At 64.6% G+C, this 4042-nt stretch carries 7 protein-coding genes; 1 reads left to right on the plus strand and 6 read right to left on the minus strand.

Annotated features, from left to right (window positions below):
• Positions 1 to 603: alpha/beta fold hydrolase (locus tag AC3XYG_RS12985; RefSeq protein ID WP_489140256.1), on the minus strand; the 603-nt coding region annotated here is incomplete at its 3' end.
• A gap of 116 nt (positions 604 to 719) precedes the next feature.
• Here AC3XYG_RS12985 and AC3XYG_RS12990 point away from each other — a divergent pair.
• Positions 720 to 1187, plus strand: coding sequence for a winged helix-turn-helix transcriptional regulator (locus tag AC3XYG_RS12990; RefSeq protein WP_489140257.1), 468 nt, complete (start codon positions 720 to 722; stop codon positions 1185 to 1187).
• 4 nt (positions 1188 to 1191) lie between these two features.
• Here AC3XYG_RS12990 and AC3XYG_RS12995 read toward each other — a convergent pair whose 3' ends face one another.
• The 5 genes from AC3XYG_RS12995 to AC3XYG_RS13015 form a co-directional block, all read right to left on the minus strand.
• Positions 1192 to 1608, minus strand: a complete 417-nt coding sequence (locus AC3XYG_RS12995) for a GFA family protein (protein ID WP_489140258.1) — start codon at positions 1606 to 1608, stop codon at positions 1192 to 1194.
• 31 nt (positions 1609 to 1639) lie between these two features.
• A complete protein-coding gene (locus AC3XYG_RS13000) occupies positions 1640 to 2104 on the minus strand; it encodes an SRPBCC family protein (RefSeq protein ID WP_489140259.1) in 465 nt (154 codons plus the stop codon).
• A complete protein-coding gene (locus tag AC3XYG_RS13005; protein ID WP_489140260.1) occupies positions 2101 to 2430 on the minus strand; it encodes an ArsR/SmtB family transcription factor in 330 nt (109 codons plus the stop codon). The genes AC3XYG_RS13000 and AC3XYG_RS13005 overlap by 4 nt, the downstream gene beginning before the upstream one ends.
• Positions 2431 to 2542: 112 nt before the next feature.
• Positions 2543 to 3127: a 2'-5' RNA ligase family protein gene (locus AC3XYG_RS13010; protein ID WP_489140261.1), complete on the minus strand. Its 585-nt coding sequence runs from the start codon at positions 3125 to 3127 to the stop codon at positions 2543 to 2545.
• 105 nt (positions 3128 to 3232) lie between these two features.
• A partial coding sequence (locus tag AC3XYG_RS13015; RefSeq protein WP_489140262.1) for a mandelate racemase/muconate lactonizing enzyme family protein occupies positions 3233 to 4042 on the minus strand: 810 nt, incomplete at its 5' end.

Consider the following 4042-nt stretch of genomic DNA (forward strand, 5'->3'; position numbering starts at 1 on the left):
CCAGTCATCGGTGATGACGGCGTTGTTCTCGAAGCCGTTGAGCTTGAGCGTGCTCAGGATATTGAAGCCGAGCTGCCCCAGCACCGGCTCCAGGCTGCCATCCGCTTCAGCCTTCAGGATCCATTGGAACCAGGGCGACACGCCGGCATTCGCCGTCGCCAGCTCGACCATGTCCGGCTGGCCGAACGGGGTCGGCCCATTGGTCGAGATCACACGGCGGATGCGGTCGGGGTGGCGGGCGGCGAGCGCCATGCCGACCGGACCGCCAAAATCATGCATGACCAGAGTGATGTCGTCGAGATCGAGGGCGAGCACGAAGCGCTCGATATTGTCGATATGGTCCTGCAGCCAGTAGCTGCGGTCCGGCGGCGTCTCGCTCTTGCCGAAACCCATATGGTCGGGGACGACCACGCGGCAGGTATCGCTCAGCGCCGGGATCAGGGACCGGAACAGATAGCCCCAGGTGGGCTCGCCGTGGAGACACAGCACCACCTGCGCGTCGCGCAGCCCCTCATCGACATAGTGCATCCGGAAGCCGGCAGCGTCGTTGAAATGCGGCGCGAAGGGGAAGGTGCCGCCGAAGCTGGCATCGGACTGGATCACGGATGTCTCCTCACATGATTTGGTTGCAAATTAAAACCACTCAGCCTCATATCGCTTGAGGTTTTAATTTGCAACCACTAGATGAAAGAGAAGCGGATCATGGGAGCGGCATCGCGATGGTGAAGAGAACCAGCCACCGGGAGTCACATTGCGGCGTCGCCCGTCCGCTGGATGCGATCGGCGACTGGTGGACGCTGCTGATCGTCCGCGATGCGTTCGACGGGCTGCGCCGGTTCGGGGAATTCCAGCAAAGCCTGGGGCTGGCGAAAAACATCCTGGCGGCCCGGCTGCGCAACCTCCTCGCCCACGGCATCATGGACACAATCCCGGCCTCCGACGGCAGCGCCTATCAGGAGTATGTGCTGACGGAGAAAGGGCGCGGCCTGTTTCCCCTGCTCGTCGCGTTGCGGCAGTGGGGCGAGGATTATTTCTTCGAGCCTGACGAGGCCCATGTCCTGCTGATCGACCGCAAGCGCGGCCTGCCCGTGCGGAAGCTGGAACTCCGCGCCCAGGACGGCCGGGTGCTGGGGCCGGAGGACACAATGATCCGCCCCCTGCCCGACCCGGCCGCGGAGCGCGGATAGCGCGTCACATCGGCGGCATCCTGTCGAATTTCGGCAGGGCCGGGTCGAGGTGGTCCCAGGCGTGGCCGCGCACGGCGTAGGTCACCGCCTGCGGCCTGTATCGGCCGGGATCGTCGAGGCTGGCGGCGTGGACGGTGAACAGGTCTGGCATCGCCGCGAACGTCAGATACACCGGCGATCCGCAGGTCGGGCAGAAGGCGCGGGTCTTCACATTGCCGCTATCGCCGGTGATGTCCCAGTGTTTCGCGTCACCGCTGAGTTGCACGGCCTCCCGGCTCGGGAAGGTCAGGTAGGACCCGTGCCCGGTGCCGCTCTTGTGCTGGCAGTCGCGGCACTGGCAATCGTTCATGAAGATCGGTTCGGCAGAGATTTCGTAGCGGATCGCGCCGCAGGCGCAGCCGCCGGTATAGGCCTTACTCATCTCATTTCTCCTCCCGCAGAGTGTTGTCGCGTCAGCCCTCTTCCTCGGCGATGGCGCCGATGCGTGGGACGACCGTCTTCCAGCCATTGCCCATCGTCGTGAGCGCGGAGTCGTTCTTCGGCACAACGAAACCGGAATGGACGAGGCGGAGGCGCGTTCCGGTCCCGGCCCTGGAGAGGGTCCAGGTCACCACGGTGTCCAGCGGCGCACCGTATCCGACATTCCCGTCATGCCCGCCCGTCCAGGCATAGACGAAGCGTTCGTTCGGCCGCACCTCCAGCACCCGGCAGCGGATGGTGCCGTCCCAGGCGCCGGCCGGCTTGGTCTGGAAAGTGAAATGCGTGCCTTCCACCGGCTCGAACCCGGTCGGCGCCATGAGCCAGCGGGCCATCAGCGCACCACTCGTCAGCGTTTTCCAGATCACCTCCGGCGCATGCGGGAAGGTCTCCTCGACCACGATGTCCTGCGTGCCGGGGGTCGATGCCGTGTCGTTCATGGATCGATGTCCTTCAGGAGGGTCCGGAGGTCGGCGAACCGCTCGCGCCAGAACACGCCGTAATGGCTCATCCAATCGACCAGCGGCGCGAGGCCGTCAGGCTGGGCGCGGTAATAGACGTTGCGGCCTTCGGGGCGCTCGACCACCAGGCCGGCCTGCTTCAGCGATTTGAGGTGCTGCGAGATGGCGCCCTGCGTCACGCCGCTGCCCCGCGTCAGCTCGGCCACGGTGATCTCGTCGGCCCCGACGATCCGCTCGAACACCGCCCGCCGGGTCGGGTCCGCCAGCGTGCGCAGGACAGCGGTGATGGTAGCGGCTTCGATCATGGGCAATTAATTAGTTGATACGAATCAATTAGTCAAAACTAATTTATTAACAATGTCGAATGGCTCGGCCGCCTCACCCGCACGGGAAAGACGGCCGAGAGCTGGGACAGGGTCAGGCCGCCAGGGACCAGCGGTTGATGATCTCGTATTGCGTGAGGCCCAGCCGGCTGTGGATGAGGGTGAAGTTCCTCGCCACAAAACGGATCGGCTCGATCTTCTGCAGGGAAATCGCCTCTGGGCCGTAGGACAGCGTCATGTGCGGCGTGAAATCCACGGCTGCGCTCAGCCCGTTCCTGGTCATCTCGATCCCGAGGGCATGGAACAGCTCCCTCGGCCCCTTTCCCTCGCCCAGCAGCACCAGCGGCCGCCGGCCATTCTTCTGTGGTGCTGCCGCAAAGCTGTGCACAAAGCGGAAATCCACTTCGAATGGCCGCATCGAAACAGCCTTCGCAGCCTGCTGCGCCGCATAGATGATCGGGCTGGGCAGGCGCTTGAAGTCGCCGATGTGATGCAGCGACATGTGGAGGCGATCCGTCCTGAGGCGCGTGCCCCGCAATCGGTTTTCCGCGAACAACCGGTCGGCGAGCTGTGCCACCTGGCTGCCAGCCTCTCTGTCCGGCTGCACACCAAAGAACAGTCGCTCCGGCCGCTTCCGCCGGCGGTTGAGATCGTCATAGAAATCAAAGGTGTATTGCATATCCACTCTCCGTGGCGATGCCCCTCCTCCTCTGTCCTCCCATCGCAAATTTAGAACAAAAAGCGAACATGCGCAAGCCGCCCGTCAGCCGGGTGACGGCTGCCCCTACCAGTTCGTCACCGAGCCGTCGTTGCGCTTCAGGTGCGGCGCTTCCCAGAACTTGAAGCTCTGCTGCTTGATCAGCTCTTCGTTCACCTCGACGCCGAGGCCGGGCGCGTCCGTCACCGGATAATGGGCATTCTCGATCCGCGGCTGGACCGGGAACAGATCGGCATTGTCAAAGCCGAGCTGTTCGGCCGTCGAGGTCCGGGTCTCGAGCCAGGAGAAGTTCGGCACCGCCGCGGCGAAATGCACCGTCGCTGCCGTGCAGATCGGGCCCAGCGGGTTGTGCGGCATCATGTCGACGTAATGCGCCTCGCTCCAGCCGGCGACCTTCATCGCCTCGGTGAAGCCGCCGACATTGCAGATGTCGATCCGGTTGAACTGGTGGATGTTGCGTTCGATGTACGGCAGGAACTGCCATTTGGAGGCGAACTCCTCACCGATGGCGAAGGGCACGTCGACCATCCGCCGCAGCGCCTCATAGGCCTCCGGCGTCTCGTCGCGGATCGGCTCCTCCAGGAAGTCGAGCGTGCCCGAGGGCATCTTCTGGCAGAAGCTCGCCGCCTCCGCCACCGACAGGCGGTGGTGCAGGTCGATGCCGAGCACGACATCGTCGCCCAGCGCCTCTCGGGCTTTGACGCACCATTTCGCCGTGGTCGCGATATGCTCGCGCGGCTCGTAGATCTCACCGCCCCGGTGACCGGAGGGCGACAGGCGCATCGCCGCCCAACCGGCCGCCATCAGCGCCTTCGCCTGCTCGATCATCTCTTCGCCCGGCGGGGCCGAGGTGGTGGCGAAGGTCGGGATCCGGTC

The organism is Inquilinus sp. (assembly GCF_057815775.1).